This is a genomic window from Pleomorphomonas sp. JP5 (genome assembly GCF_023721815.1).
GTDB lineage: Bacteria > Pseudomonadota > Alphaproteobacteria > Rhizobiales > Pleomorphomonadaceae > Pleomorphomonas.
Genome location: NZ_JAMDLI010000008.1, coordinates 908389 through 930258, shown reverse-complemented (window position 1 = coordinate 930258; position 21870 = coordinate 908389). Strand labels below are relative to the sequence as shown.

21 protein-coding genes and 1 riboswitch are annotated in these 21870 nt (G+C 65.2%); of the genes, 10 read left to right on the top strand and 11 right to left on the bottom strand.

The genetic code is table 11. The features are described from left to right. Window positions 1-45: 45 nt before the first annotated feature. Together M4J40_RS15425 and M4J40_RS15420 are read right to left on the bottom strand one after the other, a co-directional pair. Window positions 46-840: a 3'(2'),5'-bisphosphate nucleotidase CysQ gene (locus M4J40_RS15425; RefSeq protein ID WP_251755178.1), complete on the bottom strand. Its 795-nt coding sequence runs from the start codon at window positions 838-840 to the stop codon at window positions 46-48. Beyond that, the gene (locus tag M4J40_RS15420) at window positions 827-2170 is read right to left on the bottom strand and encodes a TldD/PmbA family protein (protein WP_251755176.1); all 1344 of its coding nucleotides are present in this window, start codon (window positions 2168-2170) and stop codon (window positions 827-829) included. Before M4J40_RS15420 ends, M4J40_RS15425 begins: the two co-directional genes overlap by 14 nt. A 437-nt stretch (window positions 2171-2607) precedes the next feature. Here M4J40_RS15420 and M4J40_RS15415 point away from each other — a divergent pair, with 437 nt between their 5' ends. Next, window positions 2608-3171, top strand: coding sequence for a DUF6101 family protein (locus tag M4J40_RS15415; RefSeq protein WP_251755175.1), 564 nt, complete (start codon window positions 2608-2610; stop codon window positions 3169-3171). A 50-nt stretch (window positions 3172-3221) separates the two neighbouring features. Here M4J40_RS15415 and ubiA read toward each other — a convergent pair whose 3' ends face one another. After that, entirely contained in the window at window positions 3222-4166 is a 945-nt protein-coding gene (gene ubiA / locus M4J40_RS15410; protein WP_251755173.1) for a 4-hydroxybenzoate octaprenyltransferase, read from the bottom strand. Window positions 4167-4308: 142 nt separating this feature from the next. Between ubiA and purD the strand changes: the two genes are divergently transcribed. After that, window positions 4309-5592, top strand: a complete 1284-nt coding sequence (gene purD / locus M4J40_RS15405; protein ID WP_251755171.1) for a phosphoribosylamine--glycine ligase — start codon at window positions 4309-4311, stop codon at window positions 5590-5592. Here purD and M4J40_RS15400 read toward each other — a convergent pair whose 3' ends face one another. Then, window positions 5593-6183 carry a YqgE/AlgH family protein gene (locus M4J40_RS15400; RefSeq protein WP_251755170.1) on the bottom strand — a complete coding sequence of 197 codons (591 nt, stop codon included), beginning with the start codon at window positions 6181-6183 and terminating at the stop codon, window positions 5593-5595. It abuts the gene before it with no gap. A 131-nt stretch (window positions 6184-6314) separates the two neighbouring features. Further along, on the bottom strand, window positions 6315-8288 hold the full coding sequence (locus M4J40_RS15395) for a methyl-accepting chemotaxis protein (protein WP_251755168.1): 1974 nt from the start codon (window positions 8286-8288) through the stop codon (window positions 6315-6317). Between the two features lie 333 nt (window positions 8289-8621). Between M4J40_RS15395 and M4J40_RS15390 the strand changes: the two genes are divergently transcribed. Both M4J40_RS15390 and M4J40_RS15385 read left to right on the top strand, forming a co-directional pair. Next, window positions 8622-9455, top strand: coding sequence for a protein-disulfide reductase DsbD domain-containing protein (locus tag M4J40_RS15390; protein ID WP_251755166.1), 834 nt, complete (start codon window positions 8622-8624; stop codon window positions 9453-9455). 40 nt (window positions 9456-9495) lie between these two features. Next, window positions 9496-9978 (top strand): peroxiredoxin, encoded by a 483-nt coding sequence (locus tag M4J40_RS15385; protein WP_251755164.1) that lies wholly within the window; start codon window positions 9496-9498, stop codon window positions 9976-9978. A 46-nt stretch (window positions 9979-10024) separates the two neighbouring features. Here the strand turns inward: M4J40_RS15385 and M4J40_RS15380 are convergent, their stop codons facing one another. The 5 genes from M4J40_RS15380 to ispH all read right to left on the bottom strand — a co-directional run bounded on the left by M4J40_RS15380 (window position 10025) and on the right by ispH (window position 14426). Next, window positions 10025-10822: a S9 family peptidase gene (locus M4J40_RS15380; RefSeq protein WP_251755163.1), complete on the bottom strand. Its 798-nt coding sequence runs from the start codon at window positions 10820-10822 to the stop codon at window positions 10025-10027. A 287-nt stretch (window positions 10823-11109) separates the two neighbouring features. Beyond that, window positions 11110-11985 carry a diacylglycerol kinase family protein gene (locus M4J40_RS15375; RefSeq protein WP_251755161.1) on the bottom strand — a complete coding sequence of 292 codons (876 nt, stop codon included), beginning with the start codon at window positions 11983-11985 and terminating at the stop codon, window positions 11110-11112. After that, on the bottom strand, window positions 11975-12460 hold the full coding sequence (gene rnhA / locus M4J40_RS15370; protein ID WP_251755160.1) for a ribonuclease HI: 486 nt from the start codon (window positions 12458-12460) through the stop codon (window positions 11975-11977). Before rnhA ends, M4J40_RS15375 begins: the two co-directional genes overlap by 11 nt. Further along, a complete protein-coding gene (locus tag M4J40_RS15365) occupies window positions 12457-13437 on the bottom strand; it encodes a homoserine kinase (RefSeq protein ID WP_251755159.1) in 981 nt (326 codons plus the stop codon). Before M4J40_RS15365 ends, rnhA begins: the two co-directional genes overlap by 4 nt. Before the next feature lie 2 nt (window positions 13438-13439). Continuing rightward, on the bottom strand, window positions 13440-14426 hold the full coding sequence (gene ispH, locus M4J40_RS15360; RefSeq protein WP_251755157.1) for a 4-hydroxy-3-methylbut-2-enyl diphosphate reductase: 987 nt from the start codon (window positions 14424-14426) through the stop codon (window positions 13440-13442). Window positions 14427-14652: 226 nt separating this feature from the next. On the opposite strand from ispH, the gene M4J40_RS15355 reads away from it, so the two are divergent. From M4J40_RS15355 to gcvPB, 6 genes are all read left to right on the top strand, one after another. Continuing rightward, window positions 14653-15228 carry a hypothetical protein gene (locus M4J40_RS15355; RefSeq protein WP_251755155.1) on the top strand — a complete coding sequence of 192 codons (576 nt, stop codon included), beginning with the start codon at window positions 14653-14655 and terminating at the stop codon, window positions 15226-15228. An 84-nt stretch (window positions 15229-15312) separates the two neighbouring features. Continuing rightward, a riboswitch (glycine riboswitch) is annotated at window positions 15313-15406 on the top strand. Between the two features lie 152 nt (window positions 15407-15558). After that, window positions 15559-16716 carry a glycine cleavage system aminomethyltransferase GcvT gene (gene gcvT / locus M4J40_RS15350; RefSeq protein ID WP_251755153.1) on the top strand — a complete coding sequence of 386 codons (1158 nt, stop codon included), beginning with the start codon at window positions 15559-15561 and terminating at the stop codon, window positions 16714-16716. A 28-nt stretch (window positions 16717-16744) separates the two neighbouring features. Further along, window positions 16745-17116: a glycine cleavage system protein GcvH gene (gene gcvH, locus M4J40_RS15345; protein ID WP_251755151.1), complete on the top strand. Its 372-nt coding sequence runs from the start codon at window positions 16745-16747 to the stop codon at window positions 17114-17116. Window positions 17117-17240: 124 nt separating this feature from the next. Then, a complete protein-coding gene (gene gcvPA, locus M4J40_RS15340; RefSeq protein ID WP_251755149.1) occupies window positions 17241-18587 on the top strand; it encodes an aminomethyl-transferring glycine dehydrogenase subunit GcvPA in 1347 nt (448 codons plus the stop codon). Further along, window positions 18584-18742, top strand: coding sequence for a hypothetical protein (locus M4J40_RS15335; RefSeq protein WP_251755147.1), 159 nt, complete (start codon window positions 18584-18586; stop codon window positions 18740-18742). Before gcvPA ends, M4J40_RS15335 begins: the two co-directional genes overlap by 4 nt. Before the next feature lie 2 nt (window positions 18743-18744). Next, window positions 18745-20292, top strand: coding sequence for an aminomethyl-transferring glycine dehydrogenase subunit GcvPB (gene gcvPB / locus M4J40_RS15330; RefSeq protein ID WP_251755614.1), 1548 nt, complete (start codon window positions 18745-18747; stop codon window positions 20290-20292). 481 nt (window positions 20293-20773) lie between these two features. Here gcvPB and M4J40_RS22420 read toward each other — a convergent pair whose 3' ends face one another. Beyond that, window positions 20774-20905, bottom strand: coding sequence for a hypothetical protein (locus M4J40_RS22420; RefSeq protein ID WP_257235221.1), 132 nt, complete (start codon window positions 20903-20905; stop codon window positions 20774-20776). Window positions 20906-21870 lie beyond the last annotated feature (965 nt).

Here is a 21870-nt window from a genome sequence, read left to right as displayed (position 1 = left end):
CATCTTCTTTTCGTCAAGCCCGGCCCGATTTGCAAGGGCGGCTCCTCAATAGGGGCCTATGGCGCCCGCTGCCGCTCGCGTCAGTGCCGGCGAGCCGGCGATTAGGCTGTCGTGGTCAGCATCGGGGCGGTTGTAGACGATAGGGCCACCGTCGATGGTCTCGAGTGTCCCGCCGGCCTCGGCGACGATCAGGTCGGCGGCGGCAAGGTCCCAGTCGTGGGAGCCGCCGCGCGCGAAAGCGAGGTCGAGCGTACCGTCGGCGACCATGGCGATTCTGAGCGCCAACGAAGCGACGTACCCTCGGCTCCTGAGCGTCGGCACCGGCCGCGACAGGCGGGAAATCAGAACGGCGGGACCGGCGACACGTACGCCGGCGAGACTCGGGCGCGGCTGCAGGCGCAGGCGGTTGCCATCGAGGAATGCGCCGCGCCGATGACCGGCCGTATAGAGATGACTGACTGACGGCTGCAAAAGCGCCGCCGCCACCGGCCGCCCGCGTTCGACGACAGCGAGCGAGATCGTCCACTGGTCGGAGCCGGCGATGAAGCCGCGCGTTCCGTCGATCGGATCGACCACGAAGACGCGCTCGCAGCCCAAGCGAGCCGGATCGTCCTCGGTCTCTTCCGACAGCCAGCCATAATCGGGCCGCGCGGCCAGCAGGCGATCCTTCAGAAAGCGATCGATGGCGAGATCGGCTTCGCTGACCGGTGAGTCATTGGCCTTCTTCCAGACGCGCGGGTCGCGGCGAAAGAAGGAAAGACCGATGCTTGCGGCGGCGAGCGCCGCGTCGGAAAGGAGCGCCGTGTCTTCGTCGATGCGTGCGCTGTCAGCGACCGGCAATCGTCAGTCCTCCGATGGCCACCGTTGGCGCGGTGAAGGCCGAGCGAAATTCGATGTCATCGGCCGGTACCAGTTCGCGGAACATGTCGATGAGGTTGCCGGCCACCGTGATCTCGGCCACCGGATAGGCGATCTCCCCGTTCTCGATCCAGAAGCCTGCCGCGCCCCGCGAGTAGTCGCCGGTGATGAGGTTGGCGCCATGCCCGATGAAGTCGGTAACGTAGAGTCCCGTGCCCACCGCCGCGATCAGCTCTGCTGGCGACTGCCCGCCGGGGTGCAGCAAGACGTTTGTCGACGAGGGGCTCGGCGCGCCGGTGCCCCGGCCAGCGCGGCCGTTCGTCTGAAGGCCAAGTTCGCGTGCCGTCGCACTGTCGAGCAACCAAGTGGTGAGAACGCCGTCCTTTACGAGATCGAGCGGCTCGGCGCCGACGCCTTCACCATCGAACGGACGTGATCCAGGGCCGCGTCGCCGCAGAGGATCGTCTGTTATCCGGATCTTCGGCCCGAACAGCTGCTGTCCGAGCCGATCCTTGAGGAAGGATGAGCGCCGGGCGATCGACGCGCCGGAAATGGCGCCGATGAGCGCGCCGATCAGGCTGGTGGCGACGCGCGGATCATAAACCACCGTCGCGCTCTGGGTCGCCACCTGACGCGGGTTGAGGCGGCGTACGGCACGCATGCCGGCCCGGGCGCCGACGGTTTCCGCGCTTTCAAGGTCGGCGAGATGGGTCTTCGAAGAGGAATCCCAGTCCCGTTCCATGCCGGTGCCGCTGCCGGCGATGGCCGCGACCGAATGGCCGTGGCCGGAGGACTCATAAGCACCGGAGAACCCGCTGGACGTGACGAGAGCCATGCCTCCGCGTGCCCAGTAGGCGCTGGCGCCGGTGGTGTTGCTCACGCCGTCGACGGACATGGCGGCCGCTTCGACGGCCTTCCCTCGCTCGGCGAGATCGGCGGCGGACACCGGTGTTTCGTCGAGGAGGTCGAGGTCGGGCCGGGCGGTGGTCAGCAAGGCGCTGTCGGCCAGACCGGCATAACGGTCCGAGGGCGCCGCGCGGGCCATGGCGACCGCTCGGCTGGCTAATGCCTCGACATCCGAGCCGAGCGTCGCGGAGATGGTTGCGTTGCGATCGCCGACGAAGACCCGGAGGCCAAAATCGTCGTTTTCGGCATGCTCGATCTTTTCGACCTTGCCCTTGAGGACGCTCGCCATCTGGTTGACGGAGCGGACAGCGACGGCATCGGCGGCGTCCGCGCCGGCCGCGCGCGCCGCTTCGACGAGGCGAGCCGCCTGTTGGGTCAGTTGGTCGAGGTCGACGAGATCGCTCATGCGGGTATCCGATCGGTTCCGGGAGTTCCGTGTTTAGGGCTGGGGGTGTCGGCCGACAAGCCTTGAGGCGGTCTTCCTCGTACAGAAATGCGGCAACTCCTTGCCGGCCTTCACCGTGACGCTTGCTCGCCTTTCGGGGGAGGTTGGCCGTCAACCTTTTGACGTGCAAGCATTTTCTGGCTGAACGTTACGTCATCGCCGATGGAAGGGCTGGCGAGGCGTTGTCAACGAAGATTGACCGAGAGTTGACGCCGTGCCGCGATTTGGCGCTTCAGATTCCGCTAACCCTCTCAAAAATCGAGAAAAAGTTTACCCAATCCCTTAAGCCGCCGGGGATGACGTTCGACCTATGCTCGCCATGGTTTCGGGACTGAGCGCGAAAAAAAGACGCTCGGCCCGACAGGGATAGTCAAAAGTTTGCGAGTGAGGCAAAGAGCATGATGGGAGCCACTCCCCTGGGCCTGAAAACGGCGCTTAGGCTCGATCCAGGGCATCTGCCGGCCAAGTGGTGCGTCAACGTCGGGCAGGTCGGTCGGCCCGTCCAGGAGGCCGCCATCTATATGGACGACGATGGGGTCGTCGTTCGCCGTCAGTTGTCCGGGTTGCCGCTGACGCTGAGCCTGCCGTTCACAGCCTTCGAGGGCGTGTCGGTCAGGATCGAGCCGAATGCCGCCGGCGATCTCGTCGCCAACGTCGAGCTGCACCATCGCGATCCGGCGCTGTCGATTCCGCTCACGGTGACGCGCGACATGGAAGCCGCTGCGGCCGACTGGAAGGGCTGGTCCGATCGTCTCGGGTTGCCGATGTTGCTGGTCTCGACATCAGGCTCCGTCGAGCGCGTCGGCTCCAAGGCCGCCGTTCCGGTGGGCGATCCGGCGCCGCGTCGGCGTCACGCTTCCATGGGCGATCGTCGACCTCGCTTCCTCGTCCGTCGCAAGATGGGCGCGGCGGGCGAAATGCCGGTGTTACGCGATTGGCGCGAGATCATCAGCTACGAATGATCGTGGCTTGAACGTTGTCCTGTAGCCGACCTTCGTCAAGCGGGGGCTGGCTACATGCCTTTGAGCAGTCCGTCGATGACAAGGCCGGCGGTCAGAATAAGTCCGGCATCGCGGTTGGACTTGAACAGCTTGAGGCAAAGCTCTCCGTCGTCCGCGTCGAACTTCTCCACCTGCCAGGCGAGATGGCGAGCGAAACCCGCGAGTCCGACGAAGGCGACGATCTTGGCATCGGCGAGGTAGAAGGCCACCCCAAGCAGCAAGACGGCGGCACCGTAGCAGACGGTGAGCAACTTCGGCGTCGAGTGCTCGAAATAGCGGGCTGTCGAACCGAGATCGATCAGCGCATCGTCCTCGCGGTCCTGATGCGCATAGATCGTGTCGTAGGCGAAGGTCCAAAGGATGGCCGCGACATAGACGAGAAATGCCGGCGGATCGAGCCGCCCGAACACCACGCTCCAGCCCATCAGCGCGCCCCACGAGAAGGAAAGCCCGAGTACGACCTGTGGGAAGTGGGTAATCCGCTTCATGAACGGATAGATCGCGACCGGCACCAGCGAACACAGGCCGAGAACGATCGAGAAGTGGTCGAACTGAAGCAGCACGATGAGGCCGACCAGAGCCTGCAGCCCCAGGAAGGCGGTGGCGGCTCCGCGGCTGACGCGTCCCGACGGGATCGGCCGCGTCCGCGTTCGCGCCACGGCGGCGTCGATGTCGCGATCGACGATGTCGTTATAGGTGCAGCCGGCGCCCCGCATCGCAACGGCGCCAACGAAAAACAGCAGCGCATGCCAAGGCGACGGAAAAGCCTGGCCGGCCGCTCCACTTGCCAGCGCCAGCGACCACCAGCAGGGCAGAAGCAGCAGCCACCAGCCGATTGGCCGGTCCAGTCGGGCGAGTTGCGCATAGGGCTTGGCGGCAGCCGGCAACAGGCGATCGGTCCAGTTGCCGCGCTTGGCGTCGGGAATGACGATATCGTCGGAATCAGGGGCGTTCATGGAGGAAGTCTAGCCCTCCTCCCATTTGCGTGCGACAGCTTACTCATGGAAAAACGCTGGCCGTTTCGCCTTCCGGCCTTTTGTTCCACGGCCCGCCATGTTAAGGCGCGCGGCATCGGCTCGGCGACGTTGGAGGCTTCAGATGCACGTGCTCCTTATCGGTTCCGGCGGGCGTGAACACGCCATTGCCGCCGCCCTTCGCTGTTCTCCAAAGCTGACTCGTCTGAGCTGCGCTCCTGGCAACGCGGGAATCGCCGAGATTGCCGACCTTGTCGCCATCGACCCCGCCGACCATGAGGCCGTGATCGCCTTCTGCAAAACCAATGGCGTCGACTTCGTGGTGATCGGACCGGAAGCGCCGTTGGTGGCCGGCCTCGTCGACGATCTTTCCGCTGCCGGCATCAAGGCCTTCGGTCCGAAGAGGGAGCCGGCGCGTCTCGAAGGGTCCAAGGCCTTCACCAAAGAAGTCTGCACCGAAGCGGGTATCCCGACGGCGGCGTATGGTCGGTTCTCCGATGCCGAGGCCGCCCGTGCCTATGTTCTCGATCGGGGCGCGCCCATCGTCGTCAAGGCCGATGGTCTGGCCGCCGGCAAGGGGGTCGTCGTGGCGTCGTCGGTCGACGAGGCGCTTGCTGCGGTCGACGCCTGCTTCTCCGGCGCATTCGGGGCGGCTGGCGCCGAGGTGGTGATCGAGGATTGTCTCGTCGGCGAGGAGGCGAGCTTCTTTGCCATCACCGACGGCATCGACGTGCTGCCGCTCGCAGCTGCCCAGGACCACAAGCGGGTAGGAGATGGCGACACGGGCCCCAACACCGGTGGCATGGGCGCCTATTCACCAACGCCGGTGGTGGACGAAGCGATGGAGATGCGCATCATGGACGAGATCATCGTCCCGACGGTGCGCTGCCTTGCCAAGCGCGGGACGCCCTTTGTCGGCGTGCTGTTCGCCGGCCTTATGATCGAAGCGGACGGCCCCAAGCTGATCGAATACAACGTTCGCTTCGGCGATCCGGAAACCGAGGTCCTGTTGCCGCGTCTTCAGTCCGATCTTCTGGAGTTGATGCTGGCCTCCGCCGAAGGGCGCCTGTCCGGCAATATCGCCAACTTCGACGAGCGCACGGCGCTGACCGTGGTCATGGCCGCCAAGGGCTACCCCGGCACCTATGGCAAGGGTAGCCGGATCGACGGCCTTGACGAAGCGGCGGCGCTGCCGGACGTGTCGGTCTTTCACGCAGGGACTGCTTCGAAGGACGGCTCGATCGTCTCGAACGGCGGCCGTGTTCTCGCCATCACGGCACTCGGCGACAGTGTCTCCGAAGCGCAGGCCAAGGCCTATGAGGCGGTTGATCGCGTTCGCTGGCCGGATGGTTTTTGTCGCCGCGATATCGGTTGGCGCGCCGTGGCCAGGGAAAAGGCTGCGGGCTGATCAGGCCCGTCCGCTGACCGGCGACAATGCGGCGAGATCGACGCCCAGCGTGGCGAGCGCCCGGCGATAGCGCTCGCCATCGGCGGCGGAGAAGATAATGTCGGGATCGGAATCGGTGATGAGCCAGCCGTTGGCTTGGATCTCGCTCTCGAGTTGGCCCGGCGCCCAGCCGGCATAGCCGAGCGTCAGAAGCGAATGCTCGGGCCCTCGCCCCTCGGCGATCGCTTTCAGGATTTCCACCGTCGCGGTCAACGACAGGTCTTCGGAGATCGGCAGCGTCGACGTCTCGAGATGGAAGTCGGACGTGTGCAGCACGAAGCCTCGGCCGGTGTCGACGGGGCCGCCCTGATGCACCCGCATGGAGCGGGCCATTGAGGGCAGGCGGATGCGCTTCTCGTCGGGAATGATTTCCAGCTGCACCAGAAGATCGGGGAAGGACAGATGGTCGAGCGGCTTGTTGATCACAAGCCCCATCGCTCCCTCGGCCGAGTGGGCGCACATATAGATCACGGAGCGCTCGAACTCACCGTCGTCGAGCGCCGGCATTGCGATCAGGAACTTACCGTCGAGATAGGCTGCCTTGTCGGCCATGGCGCATCCGGGGTTCGTGGGGCTCCGATTGACCAATATGAACCGCCATGGCGATTATTCAAGGCTTGAAAGCGGCGAAGGGAGGCGGCGTCTGCAACCTCCCTTCGCAAAAAGTACCGGATTGCCCGGTATCAGGCCGCCCGCAGCGTCACCAGAAAATCGTCCATCGCCCGACGAAGTTCGCCAGCCTGCTCCGCGAGGTCGTCCGCCGCCGAGAGCACGGTGGTCGACACGGCGCTGGTATGCTCCGAAGCCTTTCGGATGCCCTCGACGTTCTCCGACACGGCGGCGGTTCCGCGCGCCGCTTCGCTGACATTGAGGGCAATTTCGCTCGCCGCGCCGGACTGCTGCTCCACGGCTGTGGCGATGGCCCCGGAGATGTCGTTGAGGCGGTTGATGATCTCGGCGATCGCACCGATCGAGGTGGCGGATGTGCCGGTCGACGACTGGATGCCACCGATCTGACGACCGATCTGGGATGTGGCCTTCGAGGTCTGGTCGGCAAGCTGTTTCACCTCGGCGGCGACGACGGCAAAACCCTTGCCCGCTTCACCGGCCCGCGCGGCCTCGATGGTGGCGTTCAGCGCGAGGAGGTTGGTCTGTCCCGCGATGCTGTCGATGAGTTCAACGATGGTGCCGATCTGATCGGCTGCGGTCTGTAGGCCGGCGATGTTCTCCCGTGTGGCGGCGGCCGTCTCCCGCGCTTCCGTTGTGACCGAGCCGGCTGCGGCGACGCGGGTACCGATCTCGTTGATCGAGGACGACAGCTCCTCGGTGGCCCCGGCGACGGTCTGAACGTTGGCTGTCGCCTGACTGGCGGCGGCGGCGGCCGAGGCAGCCTGCATTGCCGTCTCCTCGGCGTTCCCGGTCAGAGTTTCGGCTGAGCTGTGCAACAGGTCGATGGCGGCGATGACCCGCTCCAGGACGCCACCGACGGTGGTCTCGAAGGCGGCGGCGGTCTCTTCACGCAGCCGCTGCCGTTCCGCGATCTCGCCTGCATCGCGCTCGGCGGCCTCGCGAGCCATTTCGCCGACCCGAATGGCGTTGTTCCTGAACACTTCGACGGCGGCGGCCATCGCGCCGATCTCGTCCTTGCGGCCAAGCCCGGGGACTTCCACCGTCGTATCGTTGGCGGCGAGACGGCTCATGGCGACGGTCATCAACGCCATGGGACGGCCAAGCCGGACGCGGGTGATGACGGCGGCGGCGATCGACAGAAGCACGGTGAAGGCGAGCATGGCCGCATTTATGGCGAGCTGACGCGTGGCCTTGGACGAATAGCCGTCGGCCTTGGTCCCGAGAGCTTCGATCGCCGCTCCGGCGACCCCGCCGACCGTCGAAGTCGCCTTGGCTCCGGCCTGCAGCCAGGCATCGAGCTTGATGCTCGGCGGTTGCCAGGACGTCATCTTCTTGATCTGATCGTCTTGGTGTTTGCGGAACTCGCCGGAAAAGAAGGCGGTGTCTCCCTCGGTGAAAGCCTGCCTGACTTTTTCGGGAATGCCGGGTGAGGCGACCATGTCGCGCACCAGCTCCCACAGGGACTGCGCCTGTTTGAGGGCGGCATTGATCGGTGCGGCCTCGCCATCGCGGAACGGGCGCTTTTCCGTAATCGCGGGCAGCATTCCGATCACCGTGGTGCCCGCGTAGCTGCGGGCGTTCCAGGCCAGCGCTCGGACGTTGACCAAGGCGGCCAGTTCCGGGGCCATGGACTGCATTTGGGTTTCAATTGCGCCCGTTGCTTTATCCATCGCGGCGAGGATGTCTCCGCCCTCTGCGAGGTAGGTCTTGCCGATCTTCTTGTCCCGCTCGGCAAGCGGCTTGGCGAGCTCGGTGTCGGCGGCGTCTCGCAACGTCTTTAGCCGGTCTCGCCGGTTCATGAGATCGTCTTTCGCCGGCTTCAACGCGTCGCCGCCGATCAGTTCAAGACCGGCGATCGTGGCATCGAGCTTGGCCGAGGTTTCCGCCCGACGCTCGGCGATTGCGTTGACGATGTCACCGCTCTGCTCTTTTGGCATCCCGAGCGCGGAAGGCGTATCGCCGCGCTCGATACGGAAGGCGGACATGGCCTCGAACAGGCTGCGTTCAACCTCCGCGAGACCTCGCAATGTCTCCGCTGTCGACCATGCTCGATATGCCGTCCAGACGCCGTCTCCTGTCTGGGCCAAAAGGGCCAGACTCAACGTCGAAACAACCAGAATTATCGACTTCTGTATGGACAGACGCATACTATCCTCGAGGGCTCATACGAAAGGTGTAATCATCAACTCCCGGAGCCCTTAAGAAACAGAAAACACTGACTATTATGACAATGTGGCCGGTCTCGCCGGTGGTGGTCCCGGCCACGATAATGTGATCCCCAATCAGTCGGCTTATCGTTTTTTCGTGGGGCTGAAGGCCGGGTTGATGCTATCTGGTCCCGATTGCCTTCCGGAATCGAGATGACTGTATTGAAGATGTCGGCCCTGCTGCGAACTGCTTTTCTCCTGCCGCTGCTCGGTGTCCTGGCGGGCCCGGCGTCGGCTTTCGACGTGCCGAAAGTGGATGCTCGCCTGCTTGTTGCAGGCGGCATCGAGAACGGCGCCTATCGTGCGGCGCTGGAACTCGATCTGCCCGAGGGCTGGCACACCTATTGGCGCAACCCCGGCGATGCCGGTATTCCGCCGATCTTCGATGTGGCCGGCAGCGCCAATCTCAAGGATTTCGGCGTCGCCTATCCGGTGCCGAAGCGCTACACCGACGGCACCGGCACGTCGATGATCTATGAGGGGCGTCTCCTCCTGCCGATCCGAGCTGTTCCGGAGCGGCCGGACAAGCCGCTGACGCTCTCCGTTCACGTGCTTTACGGGCTATGCGCGGAGATCTGCGTGCCGGCAGAGGCTGATGCGACCGTCCGCCTCGATCCCGATGCTCCAGCCGATCCCGAGGCCAATTCCGCCATCTCGGCCTTCGAAGCGCGCGTGCCGACAATCGCAGACGATGGTCGCGTCGCCGTCGATCGCCTCCACTTCGATGCGACGACGGCGAGGGGGAGCGTCGAGGTGTCGGTGCCCGATGACGGTCGCCTTGTCGATCTCTTCGTGACCGGACCGGCCAAATGGTACGCAGCGCCACCGGAGCCCGTTGGCGTGGAGGACGGCCGTCGCCGCTTCACCATTGCGCTGGAGGGACCGTCGAAAGCGGCGGGCGTGGACGGCGTTGAGCTTAATTTCGTGCTGGCCGAGAAAGACCGGGCCTACGAGATCGTCCGTAGCCTCGACGCTATGTCTGAATAGGTATAATCACGAGGTCGTACTGTAGAGAGAGGGAGAGGTCATGATCAAGGTTGGAGAAAAGCTGCCTGCGTTCACCTTCTTGACGCCGACCGCCGACGGCGGCCGGAAGGAGATCACGACCGACGAAGTGTTTGCCGGCAAGAAGGTGGTTCTGGTGGCTGTGCCCGGTGCCTTCACACCGACGTGTTCCAAGACCCATGTTCCTGGATTCATTCAGCAGTTCGATGAGATCAAGGCCAAGGGCATCGACGCCATCGCGGTCACCGCGGTCAACGATGCCTATGTGTTGGGCGCGTGGCGCGATGCGCTCGGTGCCGGCGACAAGATCGTCTTTCTCGCCGACGGGGCGGCCGCCTTTGCCAAGAGCGTTGGGCTCGATCTCGAACCTTCGCCCAGCATGGGCATTCGGTCCAGACGCTACGCCGCGATCGTAGAGGACGGCATCGTCAAGGAGCTGCAGGTCGAAGAAAGGGCGAGCGAGGCCACCTGTTCGGCGGCTCCGAGCATTCTCGAAAAGCTGTAGTCGCTCTCACAAGAGGCGCTGCGGTCGACGATGGCGTGGACGAGGCTCAGGGCGCCATGCAAGGCGACCGAGCGCCTCGTTCCGCCAACCGGGTCTTGACCCAGAGGGCGGCCTGATCGAGCACCTCGGTCATGTGGTTCCGACCGTCCATATCGGTCATGCCGTGGTCGTAGCCCGTGAACTCCCAAAAGGTCAGGTTGCAACGCTTTGCGTCGGCGAACCTGTCCAGCGTCGCGCGCGCCGAGGCGACCGGAACCGACGTGTCGGCGCTCCCATGGATCATCAGAATCGGACCGTCGAACCGGATGAGGTCATCGGCGGCCCGGTGGTCGACGCTGTCCGCCCAAAAGCGATAGCCGGATCCACCCCAGGCTTTGCCACTGCGCGGGGCGGACTTGGCCTCCGAAAAGACCGCGGCGAGGTCCGGCCACTGGTCCCGAGGCACGCCCTCGCGTATCATCTGTTGCTCGAAGGACCAGCGCACGTCCTCGCCGAAGGTGTAGCCGCCGCCGAGGGAAAGGACGACGGCCGCGTCCGCATGGGCCGGGACCGCGAGGCGGGAGGCGACATCGGCGCCTTCCGAACCGCGGAAGAGCACAAGGCGGCCGTTCCACCATGGTGAGTCGCGTAGCGTGGCGATGACGTCGAGATAGTCCGCGACGCGTTGCAAGACGCTGTGGTTTCTGTAGAACTCCGCCGAGCAGGCCTCCCCGGTCGGCTCTGGGCTCGAGGATGGCTCGACCCCGTACTTCTCCACCGTCAACACCGCGAAGTCGGCAAAGGCAGCTCTTGCTTTGGCGAGATTGTCGCTGCTGTTCGAACTGGCGCAACCCGAGCCCTGCATCAGAACCAGCAGTCCGTTTGCGCCTGCATCCGGCCTGTCGAGCGACCAGTGGATCGTACTGCCGTCCGGTCTCGGCGTTTCAAAGCTCGCTGGGGCCGCCTGTAAGGGGGATGCCGACAAGATCAAGCAAGCGAATGCGACGGATGTTGATTGGGGCATGATGCCTGAGCGCTTGGCTGGGCCCCACGCGGCGGAAAATGCCAGTGGATGCTATCGGACTATGCATCGAGCCTGTTCGCGGCGAGATTGTGGCTGCCATCCGTGTGCGAAAAACGCGAATGACGCGTTCACGCCAGAACGTCGATGATGCGTCCGGATCGCACCACCGCGTCTGTCGTCTCCATCCGGTCACCGTCGATCTGCATGCGGATGCCTTCGCCCGAGAAGCGAACCTCCGTGACTGGCCGGTCCTGAACCGTAGCCAACCTCTCCAAGCGGCCGAGCGCCAGCGCGGTGGCGGCGCGAAGCAGCGTTGCCGGCCGGTCGTCGGCGAGCGTCACCAGGCGCAGGCCCTGCTCGGTCGCCTTGGTGTGGCGCGTGATCGTAAGCGGACCGCCATAAAAGCGCGCCGTCGTCACCACGGCGATCCGGCACTTGATCGTCTCGCCGTCGGCGATGACCGTCACGTCTCGCCCTTTTTGGGCAAGCGCCAAGGCAAGGCCACGCCAGCCATAGGCGAGCTTGCCCCAGCGCCGTTTGAAGGGAGCCTCGACGGCATGGACGATATCGGCGTCGAAGCCGGCCGACACCATCAGCGCAAAGGGGCGCTCGCCGACCATGCCGAGATGAAGCGGGGTCTTGCGCCCCGCCGCGATGCGCTCGGCGATCTTCTCCGGTGAGGAGGGCAGCCCGAGTTCGTGCGCCAGCACGTTGGCGGTGCCGAATGGCAGGATCGACAGGGCAGGGCCGTCTCCACCGCGACGGACGATGCCGGTGATCGCCTCGTTGATCGAGCCGTCTCCACCGCCGACCACGAGCGTACGCACCGAAGGCGATAGCTCCAAGGCAATATCGGAAAGCTCGCCCGAGTAGCGGGTCAGCCAGATGTCGGACTTGAGGCCGAGTCGATCGAGCCGCTCGGCCAATCGCATCAGGTGGCGATAGTTGAAGTTTCCGGCCACCGGATTGGCCACGACGAGGATCGGCGCGGCTTCATGCGGCATTTTCTCCTCCTCCGCCGGGCGGCACATAGCCGGGCTTGAACGGCGCCATGCCCTGGCGCGCAAGCTCGTCGGCCCGCTCGTTCATGTCGTGGCCGGCATGGCCTTTTACCCAGTGCCAGTCGACGCTGTGGCGCTCACGCGCCGCCTCGAGCCGCTGCCAGAGGTCGGCGTTCTTCACCGGCTTCTTGTCGGCGGTCTTCCAGCCATTCTTCTTCCAGCCGAAGATCCATCCGGTGATGCCGCCCTTCACATATTGGCTGTCAGTATAGAGATCGACCGCGCAGGACCGCGTCAGCGCCTCGAGTGCGGCGCAGGCGGCGGTCAGCTCCATACGGTTGTTGGTGGTCAGTTGCTCCCCGCCGCAGAGCTCCTTGCTCTTGTCGCCATAGACGAGAATGGCTCCCCAGCCGCCGGGGCCGGGGTTTCCCGAGCATGCGCCGTCGGTATAGACGGTAACGCGCTTTCCCTCGCTCATGCGCCGGTTCCGGCAAGTTCGAGGCCATAGGCGTTCGCCGTTGCCGCCGTCCGGTGGAAGCGCAGCTTCTTGTAGTACTCGAGCGGGTCCTTCTTGCGAACGAGCGCACCGGGGGGCGTCATCAGCCAGTCGTAGAGGCGGGTCAGCAGGAAGCGCAGCGCCGCTCCCCGGCAGAGTATCGGAAGTGCGCCGACCTCGGTGTCCGTCAACGGCCGGCCGGCCGTATAGCCGGCAAGCATCGCTTGGCCCTTCGTGATGTTGAACGAGCCGTCCGGCTCGAAGCACCAGGCATTGAGGCAGACGGCGAGGTCGTAGGCGAGAAAGTCGTTGCAGGCGAAGTAGAAGTCGATGAGACCGGACAACTGGCCCTTCAGGAAGAAGACGTTGTCCGGGAAAAGGTCGGCGTGGATGACGCCTTCAGGCAGATCCTTCGGCCAGTTCGCCCCGATGAAGGCAAGTTCGGCCTCGATCTCGCCTCCGAGGCCGGGGAGAACGTCGTCGGCCCGGTCGGCACTGCCTGCGTAAAGTGGCGGCCAGCCGTCCGGCCCGAGGCCGTTGCGGCGGTGGATCGAGAAGCCTTCGCCGGCCTTGTGCAGACGGGCCAGCGCCTCGCCCACCTGGCCGCAATGGCTCACCTCCGGCCGTTTCACCCACATGCCGTCGAGGAAGCTGACGATGGTGGCGGGGCGCCCGGCCAGACGGCCCAGTGCTTGACCGTCGCGGTCCCGCACGGGCTGGGGACAGGTGATGCCCCGGCCGGCAAGATGATCCATCAGGCCGAGGAAGAACGGCAGGTCGGCCTCGTTCACTCGCTTCTCGTAGAGCGTCAGGATGAAGCGGCCGGCTTCGGTGCCCAGCAGATAATTGGAATTTTCCACGCCTTCGGCGATCCCCTTGCAGGAGACGAGGGCGCCGATATCGTAGCGGGTCAGGAAGTCGGAAAGTTCCTCGTCGGAAACATCCGTGTAGACGGCCATTTTTATTGCTCCGGGCCGCTCTTGTCGGCCCCGTGGTCGGTGATGTCGCGCAGTTGGCGCGGAAGGGTGAAGGCGATGGTCTCTTCGGCCGTTCGCACCGTTTCCACCGTCACGTCGTAACGGGCGGCGAAGGCATCGATGATCTCTTCGACGAGCACTTCCGGCGCCGAGGCACCCGCCGTGATGCCGAGTGTGGCGATGCCGTCGAGTGCGCTCCAGTCGAGATCGGAAGCTCGCTGGATCAGGAAGGCCCGCGCGCAGCCCTCGCGAGCCGCAACTTCGCGCAGGCGCTGCGAGTTCGAGGAGTTGGGAGCGCCGACAACCAGCATGGCGTCCACTTTGGGCGCCACTTCCCGCACCGCAGCCTGCCGGTTGGTCGTAGCGTAGCAGATGTCGCTCTTGTGGGGCGGCACGATGTCCGGATAGCGAAGCGAGAGAGCTTCGACGATCATCCGCGTGTCGTCGACCGACAGCGTGGTCTGCGAGGTGTAGGAGAGCACGGTGCCGGGCGGAAAATCGAGCTTGTCGACATCATCCACCGTCTCGATAAGCGTCACGGATCCCTCGGGGAGCTGACCCATGGTGCCGATCACCTCGGGGTGGCCGGCGTGGCCGATCAGGATGACGTGCCGTCCCTTCTTGTGGTGAATTTCCGCCTCGCGATGCACCTTGGTGACCAGCGGACATGTCGCGTCGAGCTGGAAGAGGTTGCGGGCAGCCGCAGCCGCGGGCACCGAGCGTGGCACGCCATGGGCCGAGAAGATCACCGGTTGCTCGGTATCGGGAATCTCGTCGAGTTCCTCGACGAACACGGCGCCCTTGGCCCGGAGCTCTTCGACCACGTATTTGTTGTGAACGATTTCGTGCCGCACGTAGACCGGCGCACCATAACGGACGAGCGCCAAATCGACGATCTGGATCGCCCGGTCGACGCCGGCGCAGAAGCCGCGCGGCGCGCAGAGCAGGATTTTGAGCTTCGGCAGCGTCAACCGTGGCACCTCGTCAGTGGAGAAGCGGAATAGAAGTGTTTGCCCATGCACTGTCAAGGGAAAGGCCGACGTCCGGATCATGGCTCGGATGCTGGTGGAAGTCTTCTCTGCGTGCTGGCCGCCTCCCGATATGATCGAAAGTTTGCTCGTTGATGAGCCGCATCGAACGAGTCGCCAAGGCCGGGACCGCATGCTATGGAAGCGGCGAAGCGGAGGTGACGCTCTCATGATGTCTGTCGGTTTCAGCGGTAAGATTTTGTCGGCGTTGGCGCTCGCCGTGACGCTTTCGGCCTGTTCCTCGGATAATGGCTTCTCCCCCCGGTCGCTGGTCTCCGGTGGTCCGGATCCCAAGGCCGAGCAGGAAGCCCTGGAGCGATTCGCCGTGGTGGCGGTTTGCCCCGAGGTGCAGGTGCGCGATGGCACGCAGATGCTGGCCGTGTTCGAGAAAGGCAAGGAGGGCGACTACAGCGCCATCCGCTTCCAGGGCACCATCCGCAAGTTCGCCCGCGAGTGTCATACGGATGCTTCCGGCACGACCACCATCAAGGTCGGCGTGGCCGGTCGCCTTTTGGCCGGACCCAAGGGATTGACAGGGTCCACATCGCTACCGGTGCGCGTCGTGATGGTCCGCAATGGCGATGAGGTGCTCTACTCCAAGCTCTATCCGGTGAATGCCACCATCGCTCCGGGTACGGCCGCTGCCGATTGGGACCTTGTGGCGCCTGATCTGGTCGTGACGGGCGACAAGACCCAGGGCAACTTCATCATTTATGTTGGTTTCGACGAGAGCAAGAAGAAGTAGGACGCTTGATATTCCGCCGCCGACAGGTCATGTTGGCGGCTGTCCGGGAAAGGTCGTACCCGGACGCGGGGCTGCAAGGCTCCGAGACGCTGCGCGGGAGAGATCGACGGTGGTTACCGTCGGCGCCGAAGGAGCAACCGCCCCGGAAACTCTCAGGCAAAAGGACCGCTCGCAGCGGGCGACGCTCTGGAAAGCAGTCGAGGTTCAGGCCCGACTCACCGAAGGAGTAACCCGGGCAAGGTGCCCCGGGGAAATCTCTCAGGTTACGTGACAGAGGGGGCGCGGACAGACGGAACCCGTCGTTCGCCCACCTCTATCCGGAGCCGACGCATGACGACACCCGTCCATGCCGACCATGACCCGCATTCCGACGCGCCACTCAAGACGCCGCTTTATGACGCCCACGTGGCGCTCGGCGCCCGCATGGTGCCATTCGCCGGCTACTACATGCCGGTGCAATATGAAGGCATTCTCGCCGAACACGCCCATTGCCGCGCTGCAGCCGGGCTTTTCGACGTGTCGCACATGGGGCAGGCCACCCTGCGTGGAGCTGACCACGCGACGGTCGCCGGCGCTCTCGAGACACTTGTACCGGCCGACATTCTCGGACTCGAACCCGGTCGACAGCGTTACTCTCAGCTTCTCAACGGCCGTGGCGGTATCCTTGACGATCTGATGGTGCATCGTGCTCCGGGTGCCGACGGCACGCTCGGGCTTGTCGTCAATGCCGCCTGCAAGGTGGCGGACTACGCTCATATCGCCGCCCGCTTGCCCGCAGGCGTCTCGCTGGAAATCCATGAGGAGCGGGCACTGCTCGCCCTTCAGGGTCCGGAAGCGGTGAACGTGCTGGTGTCGCTCGGCGCCGACGTTGCGAACTGGGACTTCATGCAAGTTGGCCCGGCGAGCCTTGCCGGCATTCCGGTCTTCCTGTCCCGCTCGGGCTACACCGGTGAGGACGGCTTCGAGATATCGGTCCATGCCGACACCGTCGTGGACCTTTGGCAAATCCTCCTTGGCGATCCCCGTGTTCGGCCGATCGGTCTCGGTGCTCGCGACTCGCTTCGCCTTGAGGGTGGGCTCTGCCTTTACGGTCACGACATCGACGAGACGACGACGCCGGTCGAAGCCGGTTTGCTCTGGTCGATCCAGAAGCGCCGCCGCGAGGAGGGCGGTTTCCCCGGCGCCGATATCGTTCGTTCCCAGATCGCCGAGGGCGTTGCTCGCAAGCGCGTGGGCATCAAGCCGGATGGCCGCGCGCCCGCCCGTGACGGAACCGAGATCGTGGATGAAAACGGCGTCGCCATCGGCACCGTTACATCCGGCGGCTTCGGTCCGACGGTCGGCGGCCCGGTGGCGATGGGCTACGTCGCTGTCGTTCACGCTCGCCCGGGGACGCGGGTCGGCCTGTTGGTGCGCGGCAAGGCGCTGCCGGCCGAGATTGTTTCCCTTCCCTTCGTTCCGGCACGCTTCCATCGCGCGCCCAAATAAAGACCTCCCGAGACAACGGAACAAAACCATGACCAAGTATTACACCGAAGAGCACGAGTGGATCGCCGTCGAGGGCAAGGTGGCGACCCTCGGCATTACCGATCATGCCCAGGCCCAGCTCGGCGATGTGGTGTTCGTCGAGGTGCCGACGGTCGGCCGCAAGGTGAAGAAGGGCGAGGAAACCGCCGTCGTCGAAAGCGTCAAGGCGGCGAGCGAAGTCTATTCGCCGGTCACCGGTACGGTCGTCGCAGCCAACGAGCCGCTCGCCAGCAACCCGATCACCGTCAATGAAGATGCCGAGGGCGCCGGCTGGTTCTGTCGGATCGAAATGTCGGATCCCGCCGAACTGGAAGTCCTGATGGACGAAGCTGCCTACAAGGCTTTCGTCGAGGGGCAGTAAGACTCGATCGTTTTTCCCGCGACACTTTTGCTCTCTCCTCTCTCGATGGAACTCTGAGAGAGGAGGGAATGCGGCATTCCAGGTCTTGCCCTGATTTTCGTCGTGCGTCCACGGAGCCAAGTTCATGCGCTATCTTCCACTGTCCGATGCCGATCGGAGCGACATGCTGGCCGCCATTGGCGTTGCCTCTGTCGACGATCTCTTCGCCGATCTTCCCAAGGCAAAGCGCCTTGCGGCGCTGCCGAAACTGCCGCCGCATGCCGGCGAGCTGGCTGTTGCCCGCCGGCTTGGCGCCATGGCGGCGAAAAACACGGCGGCGGGGTCGGTGCCCTTCTTCGTTGGCGCCGGCGCCTATCGACATCACGTCCCGGCCACCGTCGATCACCTGATCCAGCGGTCCGAGTTTCTCACCAGCTACACGCCCTACCAGCCGGAAATCGCCCAGGGCACCTTGCAAGTCCTGTTCGAGTTCCAGACACAGGTTGCTCGGTTGACAGGCATGGAAGTGGCGAACGCCTCAATGTACGACGGCTCGACCGGTCTGGCCGAAGCCGTCCTGATGGCTCACCGGATCACGAAGCGCGACCGGGCGGTGCTGTCGGGGGGCATCCATCCCCACTACCGTGGCGTGGTCGAGACGGTGACGCGCTTTCCTGGGCACGTGGTGGAGAGCCTGCCGCCGGATCTCTCGGGTACCGAGGATATCCTCGCGGCCATTGATGACGCCACCTCCTGCGTCGTCGTTCAGTCGCCCAGCTTCTATGGCCACCTCTACGACCTGAAGCCGATCGCAGAGAAGGCGCACGCCGTGGGCGCACTCCTGATCGCCGTGTTTACCGAGGTGGTCTCCCTGGGGCTGATCGAGCCTCCGGGCGCGCAAGGCGCCGATATCGTGGTGGGCGAAGGGCAGTCCCTCGGGAACCCGCTGAGCTTCGGAGGTCCCTACGTCGGTCTTTTTGCAACGCGCCAGAAGTACGTGCGCCAGATGCCCGGTCGCCTCTGCGGCGAAACGGTCGATGCCGATGGCAAGCGATCCTTCGTTCTGACGCTGTCGACCCGCGAGCAGCATATCCGCCGCGAGAAGGCCACCTCAAACATCTGCACCAACGCCGGTCTCTGCGCGCTGGCGTTCTCGATCCACTTGACGCTGCTGGGTGGCGCCGGGCTGACGAAGCTTGCGCGCGTCAATCACGCCAACGCGGTTCAGCTTGCCGATCAACTGGCCGGCGTCCCCGGCGTCGAGTTGCTCAACCGCACCTTCTTCAACGAGTTTACCCTTCGCTTGCCGAAAAGCGCGGCTGCCGTCGTCGATAAGCTGGCTGCCCAGGGTGTTCTGGCGGGCGTTCCGGCGAGCCGGCTCGAGCCGAACCGGCCCGAACTTGCAAACGTGCTGGTGGTGGCCGCCACCGAGGTCAACACCGACGACGACAGGGCCGCCTTCACAAGCGCTATGCGGGAGGCGCTGGCATGACCGACACTCGATCGGCCAACGGCGCCGAGCCCTTGGGGAAAGAAATGTCTTCCGCTTCCCAGCGCCGCTTCTTCAGCGACAGCCCGACAAAGACGCCGAGCCGCTACCGCAGCTTCCTGCTTTCGACGCTGTTCACCTTCGGAGGTGATCGATGACCATGAACAACGTGGGCCGCCCGACCGCGCCCGTCGCCACCGACGCCGTCGTTGCCACATCCACATTCACCGGTAACCAGGGGCTCGCCATCGAAGAACCGCTGTTGTTCGAAGTGGGCCGTCTCGACGTCAGCGGCGTCGATATCGAGGAGGCCGATACCTTCGAGACGCGCCTCGGCGGTCTGGCTCGCACAGCGCCTGTCGAGCTCCCAGGCCTCACCGAGCCTGAGGCGATGCGCCACTACGTTCGCCTCAGTCGGCAGAACTATGCCATCGATCTCGGCCTTTACCCGCTCGGCTCCTGCACCATGAAGCACAACCCGCGTCTCAACGAGGCGATGGCGCGGCTGCCGGGCTTCGCCGACGTTCATCCGCTGCAGCCGCTGTCGACGGTGTCGGGGGCAGTCGAACTGGTAGCCGAGCTCGGCCGCTGGCTCCTGGAGCTGACGGGCATGGCGTCTGTCGCCATGAGCCCCAAGGCCGGCGCCCATGGCGAGATGTGCGGCATGGCGGCGATCAAGGCGGCGATCGTCGATCGCGGCGAGGCGCGCGACGTGGTGCTGGTGCCGGAATCGGCGCATGGCACCAACCCGGCGACCGCCGCCCAGCTCGGGTTCCGAGTTGTGTCCGTGCCGGCGCGTGCCGACGGCACTGTCGATCCGGAAGAGGTCAGGAAGCGCCTCGGGCCGGAGGTCGCTGCTATCATGCTGACCAACCCCAACACCTGCGGCCTGTTCGAGCGCGACATCGTCGAGATCGCCGAGGCTGTGCACGCGGCGGGTGCTTATTTCTATGCCGATGGCGCCAATTTCAATGCGATCGTCGGCAAGGTCAGGCCGGGTGATCTTGGCGTCGACGCCATGCACATCAACCTGCACAAGACCTTCTCGACACCGCATGGTGGCGGTGGTCCGGGCGCCGGTCCGGTGGTGTTGTCCGATCGGCTTGCGCCATATGCGCCGGTGCCCTTCGTCCGCTTTGACGAGGACGGTGCCGCCGAGTTCGTCGAGACGCGCAAGGCTGCGAGCGAACGGGGCCTGAAACCGTTCGGCCGCATCACTGCCTTCCACGGCCAGATGGGCATGTTCGTGCGCGCGCTTGCCTACATGCTGAGCCACGGTGCCGACGGCCTCCGGCAGGCCTCGGAAGACGCGGTCCTCGCCGCCAATTACGTCAAGGCACGCCTTCAGGACGTGATGACGGTCGCTTTCCCCGAGCGCCCTGCCATGCATGAGGTGCTATTCAGCGATCGCTTCCTCGATGGGACCGGCGTCACGACGCTCGACTTCGCCAAGGCGATGATCGACGAGGGTTATCACCCGATGACCATGTATTTCCCGCTGGTCGTTCACGGTGCCATGTTGATCGAGCCGACGGAGTCCGAGTCCAAGACCAGCCTCGACCAGTTCATCGGCACCCTGCGCCATCTCGCGGACAAGGCGAGGTCGGGTGACGCTGATGCGTTCAAGGCCGCGCCACGGCTTGCGCCACGACGCCGCGTCGACGAGACGCTGGCAGCCCGCCAGCCCAAACTGGTCCATCAAGGGTAAGCGACAGGGCGGCGGCTTCGGCCGCCGTTTTGCTTTGGGTAACACCGATCCATTGTGACGGCTTGCCAGACGGGCCGTTTCGAAGCACCCTTCCGGGGACCCCCTTCTCCGGGAGCACGCCCATGGCGATCGGCTCGCTGCCGCCGGTGACCAACGAAATTCAGGCGAACTCCGGTCAACCGGGCAAGACGCTTGCGCAACATATGCCAGCCGGCTCGCTGCTCGACGTACAAGCGGCGGCGGCCGAGCCGGCTGTTGCCATAGTTCCCGAGACGACCTTGATCGAGAAAGCGGTCGCCGAGGCACTTGGGCGTCAGGGCGGGTTGGCGCCGCTCTACGCCACACTGGCCGAGCTTGCCGACGCCCCGGATCTCCCTGACACCGTGAAGGCCGCGATCAACACGGTGCTGGCTTTCCGCCTGGGCGATGGAACCGTGACACCGGAGCGGGTTGCCGAGGCGATCCGTTCGTCCGGCCTGTTTCACGAGGCGGTGGTGGCCGGTCGGATGGCGGCGGTTCTGCCTCCGGCGATCCGCCAAGCGCTTGGTGGCTTACCGGAAGAAAGGCGTCCGGCAACGGCGCGCCCCTCGATATCGGCTTCTTCGCTCGCCACTTCGTCTCCTAGCGCCAGGCCCGTTGCAACCGCAACGTCACCATCTTCGCCGAACGCAGGAGTCGTGTCTCAGAACACGGAGGCGTCCCCAGCTCAAGGCGGCTCTCGATCGCCGGGCCCTACGGCCGTCACCTCTTCGGCTGGCACACCAGCGTCTCCGGCCGCCCCCCCTGCCGGTTCGGTCAGCCTCCCTCCGGGGGCTCCGGCCGCTACCGGCGCCGCTGCACCGACGGCCGTTCCCGCGTCCGTTTCGACCGCTACACCCGCGCCGTCGGTCGGTGCGGTGGGCGTAGCCCAAACACCTGCGGGAGGAGAAGCGCTGCCGACGACGTCCGCCTCGGTGGGCGTCGCGGTTTCCCAGTCAGGATCAACCGCATCCGCGCCTGCGCTGCCCGCCGCTGCGCTGGCTCCCGAAGGGGCGCCAGCATCTCCCGCACAACAGGTTTCGCCGCCCGATGTCGAAGTGCGCGCGCCAACACCGCAGCCTGGCGGTGGGGCGGGGGGGGCGCCTTCATCGCCCCCTGTCGCATCGACATCTGGCGGAGCCGCGCCCGGCCAACTGGGCGGCGCGCAACCGACATCCGGCTCCATGGTTCAGACGCCATCACCCGAGGTGTCGGCATCCAGCGCCGACGCGGAGGGGCCGTCGCTCTCACCATCGCAGGCGACACCACAGAGCGGCTCAGGAAGTGCCGCTGCGTCCGCGCGCACCTTCGCGCCTTGGACGCCAGGCCGTCCGTTGCACCCGCAGGCCTCGGCAGCCACAACGTCGGCGTCGTCCGGATCTTCCCAGGTCGCAGGCCATTCGGTGCCTCCCCAGTCCGCTCATCCTGCAGGTACGGAACCTCCACTTCCTCGCTCGGCCGGCGACAAAGCGCTTTTTGTTCCGTCCACGGTGGACAGCTTGCCGAGCGCTGCACCTGCGGCCTTGCCGCGCGTGGCTGCCGGGGCGGCTTCGTCACCAC